Annotated in this window: 6 protein-coding genes; 5 read left to right on the top strand and 1 reads right to left on the bottom strand. The window is 65.4% G+C overall.

Annotated elements, in window-relative coordinates; all coding sequences use genetic code 11:
• Positions 1-8 precede the first annotated feature (8 nt).
• A complete protein-coding gene (locus AC3A4Z_RS09875) occupies positions 9-1592 on the bottom strand; it encodes an acyl-CoA carboxylase subunit beta (RefSeq protein ID WP_498711421.1) in 1584 nt (527 codons plus the stop codon).
• Positions 1593-1813: 221 nt separating this feature from the next.
• Here AC3A4Z_RS09875 and AC3A4Z_RS09880 point away from each other — a divergent pair, with 221 nt between their 5' ends.
• The 5 genes from AC3A4Z_RS09880 to AC3A4Z_RS09900 form a co-directional block, all read left to right on the top strand.
• Positions 1814-2701: an SDR family oxidoreductase gene (locus AC3A4Z_RS09880; RefSeq protein WP_498711422.1), complete on the top strand. Its 888-nt coding sequence runs from the start codon at positions 1814-1816 to the stop codon at positions 2699-2701.
• Positions 2702-2751: 50 nt separating this feature from the next.
• Positions 2752-3660: a biotin--[acetyl-CoA-carboxylase] ligase gene (locus AC3A4Z_RS09885; RefSeq protein ID WP_498711423.1), complete on the top strand. Its 909-nt coding sequence runs from the start codon at positions 2752-2754 to the stop codon at positions 3658-3660.
• Positions 3653-4252 (top strand): PH domain-containing protein, encoded by a 600-nt coding sequence (locus AC3A4Z_RS09890; protein WP_498711424.1) that lies wholly within the window; start codon positions 3653-3655, stop codon positions 4250-4252. The genes AC3A4Z_RS09885 and AC3A4Z_RS09890 overlap by 8 nt, the downstream gene beginning before the upstream one ends.
• Positions 4242-5366 (top strand): adenylate/guanylate cyclase domain-containing protein, encoded by a 1125-nt coding sequence (locus AC3A4Z_RS09895; RefSeq protein WP_498711425.1) that lies wholly within the window; start codon positions 4242-4244, stop codon positions 5364-5366. The genes AC3A4Z_RS09890 and AC3A4Z_RS09895 overlap by 11 nt, the downstream gene beginning before the upstream one ends.
• Before the next feature lie 198 nt (positions 5367-5564).
• Positions 5565-6022: hypothetical protein (locus AC3A4Z_RS09900; RefSeq protein WP_498711435.1), on the top strand; the 458-nt coding region annotated here is incomplete at its 3' end.

Here is a 6022-nt window from a genome sequence, read left to right on the forward strand (position 1 = left end):
GGTGGGGATCACAGCGGGATGTTCCCGTGCTTCTTGGTGGGCAGGCTGGCGCGTTTGTCGCGGAGCGCGCGCAGGCCCTTGATGATCTGGGTCCGGGTTTCGGAGGGGGCAATGACCGCATCGACATAGCCAAGCTCGGCTGCCTGGTACGGGTTCAGCAGCTCTTCCTCGTACTGGCGGATGACCTCGGCGCGGCGGGCCTCGACGTCTCCGCCGGCCTCGGCCACTGCGGCCAGGTCGCGGCGGTAGAGGATATTGACGGCGCCCTGGGCACCCATCACGCCGATCTGCGCGGTGGGCCAGGCGAGGTTCAGGTCAGCGCCCAGTTTCTTGGAACCCATCACGATGTAGGCGCCGCCGTAGGCCTTGCGGGTGATCACGGTGAGCTTGGGGACGGTAGCTTCGGCGTAGGCATACAGGAGTTTGGCGCCGCGGCGGATGATGCCCTGGAACTCCTGGTCCTTGCCGGGCAGGAAGCCGGGAACGTCCACCAGGGTGATGATGGGGATGTTGAAGGCATCGCAGTGGCGGACAAAGCGGGCAGCCTTCTCCGAGGCGGAGATATCCAGCGTCCCGGCGAACTGCAGGGGCTGGTTGGCCACGATGCCCACAGTGTGGCCCTCCACCCGGCCGTAGCCGATCATCACGTTGGGGGCGTACAGGGCCTGCATTTCCAGAAAGTGGCCGTCGTCCACGATTTGCTCAACCACGCTGCGCATGTCATAGGGCTGGTTGGCCGAATCGGGGATGAGCGTGTCCAGGGCGAGATCGTCGTCGTCGATCTCCAGCTCCTGCTGGTGCTCCAGGACAGGTGCCTCTGACAGGTTGTTCGACGGCAGGAAGTCCAGCAGCTCGCGGACGAACTCAATGGCATCGGCTTCGTCCGCCGCCAGGTAGGCGGACGTTCCGGTGGTGGCGTTGTGCTGGCGGGCGCCGCCGAGGGTCTCCATGTCCACGTCCTCGCCCGTGACCGTTTTGATGACGTCCGGGCCGGTGATGAACATGTGCGAGGTCTTGTCCACCATCACCACGTAGTCGGTGAGGGCGGGGGAGTAGGCGGCACCGCCGGCGGAGGGGCCCATGATCAGGGAAATCTGCGGGACCACACCGGAGGCGTGGACGTTGTTGCGGAAAATGTCGGCGAACATGGCCAGTGATGCGACACCCTCCTGGATGCGTGCCCCGCCGCCGTCCAGGATGCCCACCACGGGGCAGCCGTTGCGGAGCGCAAACTCCTGGACCTTGACGATCTTCTCGCCGTTGACCTGGCTCAAGGAGCCGCCGTAGACGGAGAAGTCCTGGCTGTAGACCGCCACCGGGCGGCCGTCCACGGTGCCGTAACCGGAAACGAGGCCGTCGCCCAGCGGCTTCTTCTTCTCCATGCCGAATGCGGTGGAGCGGTGGACCGCCAGGGCGTCGAACTCAACAAAGGAGTCTTCGTCGAGCAGGAGGCTGATGCGTTCGCGTGCAGTGTTCTTGCCGCGGGCGTGCTGCTTTTCAATCGCTTCGGGGCCGGAGGGCTGTTCGGCACGGGCCTGGCGGTCGCGGAAATCGGCGATCTTTCCCGCTGTCGTTGTCAGATCGTGGCTCATCAAATATCTCCGGCTCTGTAGCAGATTGGTCCAGTGGCGCTTTTGTTGCTGGCTGGTCTGTTGCGGGAGTTAAGTAGCATCCACACAAAAAACGAACCCTGCTGGCTAGTCTAGTGACGCTTCTGGCGCCGGCTGCTGTAGAAAACCTACAATTTTCTGCCGTGCCGCAGCACGCTGCAATAAGTTACTCACCGGTAACATACTTGGGTTAGAGTGGCTCCATGACTTTGAGCAACGACGCTTCGGACTCTCCGGCAAGTCCCTACCAGGCCACGGGTTCCCTGCGGGGGCACACCCTTTTGATCTCGGGCGGAAGCCGCGGAATCGGGCTCTCCATCGCGGTGCGGGCCGCGCAGGACGGCGCCAACATCGTGCTGATGGCCAAGACCGGCGAGCCGCACCCCAAACTTGCCGGCACCGTGTACACGGCCGCAGAGCAGCTGGTGGCCGCCGGCGGCCAGGCGCTTCCCCTGGTGGGCGACGTACGGAACGACGACGACGTGGCTCGCGCCGTCGCAGCTGCCGTGGACCGCTTTGGCGGCATCGACGTCGTCATCAACAACGCCTCCGCCATCGATCTGTCCCGTACCGACGCGGTGGACATGAAAAAGTACGACCTGATGCAGGACATCAACGTTCGGGGGACGTTCCTGCTGTCCAAGCTGGCACTGCCCGCCCTGCGCGCCTCCCCGTCCGGGCAGATCCTGACCCTCTCGCCGCCGCTGAACCTGGACCCGCACTGGGCCGGCAGGCACCTGGCCTACACCATGGCCAAGTACGGAATGAGCCTGACCACGCTGGGGCTTGCCGAAGAGCTGAAGGCGGACGGGATCAGGGTCAACTCGCTGTGGCCCTGCACCCTGATCGACACCGCAGCAATCCGGAACATGCCCCACGGCGAGCAGATGGTGCAGGCGGCACGCGGGCCGCAGATCATGGCTGATGCCGCCCACGCCGTCCTGACCGGCGCCAACCTTGCGGCTGGCGGTTCGGCCAGCGGCAATTTCTACACGGACGAAGAAGTCCTGGCAGCGGCGGGGGTAGCGGACTTCAGCCCCTACAGCCTGGGGGCGCCGGAGGACCGGCTTGTAGCGGACATCTTCCTGTAAGGGCGGGAGCGGGCACGGACCGGCACGGCTTGGCTCTGTAGGATTTAGCTATGGATGACGCACACACCCCCGGTACGCCCCTGAGCCGGAGGGACCTGGCGGACGAGCGTTTCCTGTCCGCCACCGGCATCCCGCGGCTTGACGTGGTGGACTCCACCGGATCCACCAATGCCGACCTCCTCCGATCAGTCAGCGTGGAGCCCGCGGCCTGGCCGGACCTGTCCGTGCTCACCGCCGAGTACCAGACAGCTGCGCGGGGACGGCTGGACAGGCACTGGGAAGCCCCTCCGCTGAGCTCCATCTCGGTGTCCGTTGTGCTGCGGCCGGCCAACGCCGAAGGCCGGCCGCTGCCCACGCAAAGCTACTCCTGGTTGTCCCTGATCGCAGCGCTGGCGCTGCGCGAAACCCTCCTCGAAACCGCCGGCATCCCCGCGGAACTCAAATGGCCCAACGATGTCCTGGTCCGGGGGAAGAAGATCGCCGGCATCCTGGCCCAGCTGGGGCCCATGGTGGACGGCTCGGTGCCGCCGGTCGTCCTGGGCACCGGACTCAACGTCACACTTACCGCCAGTGAACTGCCCGTTCCCACCGCCACCTCGGTGGTCCTCGAGGGTGCCAAAACGGCGGACCGGACAGTGCTCCTGAAAAGCTATCTGTCAAACTTTTCAGTGCTCTACCGAAGCTTCTGCAATGCCGACGGCGATCCGGGTGCAGGGATGGCGGGCGGCCCGTCCCTGCACAAGCGGGTTGAGGCGGTCATGGTCACCCTGGGCAAACAGGTCCGGGCGCAGCTCCCGGGCGACCACGAGATCATCGGCCACGCGTCGCGGCTTGACGAATACGGATCCCTGCTGGTGGTGGACCGCGACTCCCGCGAACATGTGGTCACCGCCGGCGACGTGGTGCATCTGCGGCCGTGGAGTTCCCCGGACGCGTCCGGCCAAGGCGGTTATGCGTAAAGACCTCCAGCCGGGCGAGCAGGTCATTGTGACCACCCGCCCGCAACCGCGGCAGCTTGCCGGCGCCGCGGCTGCATTTATTCTTGCGCCTGCCGTTGCCGCCTATTGTTCGGCCTGGCTCATCCGCGGCGGGGCCGCGCGGGCCGTGCCCGCGCTCTCCGGCCGCTGGACTCCATGGCTGGTAGGCGGCTGTATCCTTGCCGCCGCCGCTGTATGGCTGGGTTTCTGCCTGCCCCGGCTGTTGCGCTGGCACAGTACCCGGTACACCCTTACCAGCAGCAGGCTCGTGGCCAGGTCCGGGGTATGGAAGCGGCGCGACCAGCAGGTGAACCTGGCCTCGATCCGCAACCTCACTGTCCATGAATCGGTCCTGCAACGCCTCTTCCGCTCCGGGAATATATCCTTGGAAACCGGATATCAGTCGGCGGTGACATTCCCGGACGTGCCGGAGGTGGCTCGATTTCGGGACTTCATCCTGGACGCCATTGAAGACCTGCCGGACGGGCAGGATGTCCAGCCGGGCGGGTCAACGGATGACCCCGCCGAAGCTTTGCCGTGGGAAATGAGAGAAGGTGGACGGGATGACCGATGAGGACCAGCAGGAACGCGTCGCGCCCGTCGCGGCCGCTCCGGAGGGCGACGCCCATCCTCCCACCGGCGCCATGTCCGCTGAGCGGCTCGCCATGAAAGCCCTCGAGGCCCGGCTCCTGGGCGGGGAACGCAAGCTCCGCCGCCGTGAAGTCGCTGCCGGCGCAGGCCTGTCCCTGCTCTCTGCACGCAAACTGTGGCGCGCCCTGGGCTTCCCCAACTTCGGGGACGAGGATGTTGCCTTCACCGAACGCGACCAGGCAGCCCTTTCCACCGTGGTGGACCTGGTCCGTTCCGGCAAGCTAACCGAGGAAGCGGCCATCTCCGTCACCCGCGCCATCGGCCAGATGACCGACCGTATGGTCGTCTGGCAGATCGAGGCCCTGGTGGAGGACATGGTGCACGAGCAGGGCGTCAGCGACGCCGTGGCCCGCAAGCGCCTGGTCAACGAACTCCCCGCGCTGGTGGACGCACTGGAAGAAGTCCTGGTCTACTCCTGGCGGCGCCAGCTCAACGCCGGCATCCAGCGGCTGGCAGTCCGCGCCGAGGCCGGTCTGCAGGCAAGCGAAGAAGGCCGCGACGGCGACGAGGATGACGCCCCGCTGCCCCTGGCACGCGCCGTCGGCTTCGCGGACCTGGTCTCCTACACCAGCCTGTCCCGGCGGATGAACGAAAAAACCCTGGCCCGCCTGGTGCAGCGCTTCGAGAACAAGTGCGCCGAGATCATCTCCGTGGGCGGCGGGCGGCTGGTTAAGACGGTTGGCGACGAAGTCCTCTATATCGCCGAGACACCCGCTGCCGGAGCGGAAATTTCCCTGGCACTGGCCCAGGCCTTCACCGAGGACGAGATTCTGCCCGAAGCCCGGGTGGCCATGGTGTGGGGCAGGATCCTGTCCCGGCTCGGCGACATTTACGGGCCTACGGTTAACCTAGCCGCGCGGCTGACGTCGCTCGCGGATCCGGGAACCGTGCTGGTGGACTCTATGACGGCGTCGGCACTGGAGCACGATGAACGTTTTGTGCTGATACCCCAGCCGCCCGAGAATGTCCGCGGCTTCGGCGAGATCCGGCCTGTGCGCCTCACCCGCGGCCTGGGCAAGGGGCTTGTCCTGGACTGAGCGGCAGGCACTAAACCGCCCGCACTGACTTTATCCATTTGATGGTGAATTCCGATATAGTCGGAGAACACCCGGCCACCGCATGCCGGAAACCGGCTCTGCCGCTGCCTTACTGGGGGAAACAACATCGTGAAACTTCGCAGACCTGCGCGCTCAAAAGGGCCGGGCATCTCTGAAGGGCGCTTCCGTCCGCGGCGGCTGGTCAGCGGTACTGCGTTTGGTGCGGTTGTTGCTGTGGTGGTGACGGGTGCTGTGTTGTATCCGGGGTTTAAGACCACTGAGGTGGATTTGAATGATGGTGGCGTGTGGGTGGTGTCGAAGTCCAAGAATGCGGTGGGGCGGTTGAATTATCCGTCGCGTGTTTTGGATGGTGCGGTGACGCCGGCGTCGACGACGTTTGACATCCTGCAGGATGCGGGGGAGGTGTTTGTTGATGATGAGTCTGGTTCGACGTTGAATCAGGTGTCGCCGGCGAACATGCGTCTGGGCGGGGATAAGCGGTTGCCGGGTGCTGCGGATGTGAGTTTTGGTTCGTCGGTGATTTCGGTGACGGATGCTGCGTCGGGCAAGGTGTGGGCTGTGTCGCCGTCGACGGTGAATGGTTTTGATGAGGAGGCCACCGAGCCGGTGCTGGTGGGTTCGGAGGGTACGGTGTC

The organism is Arthrobacter sp. Soil_C_49 (assembly GCF_057656635.1).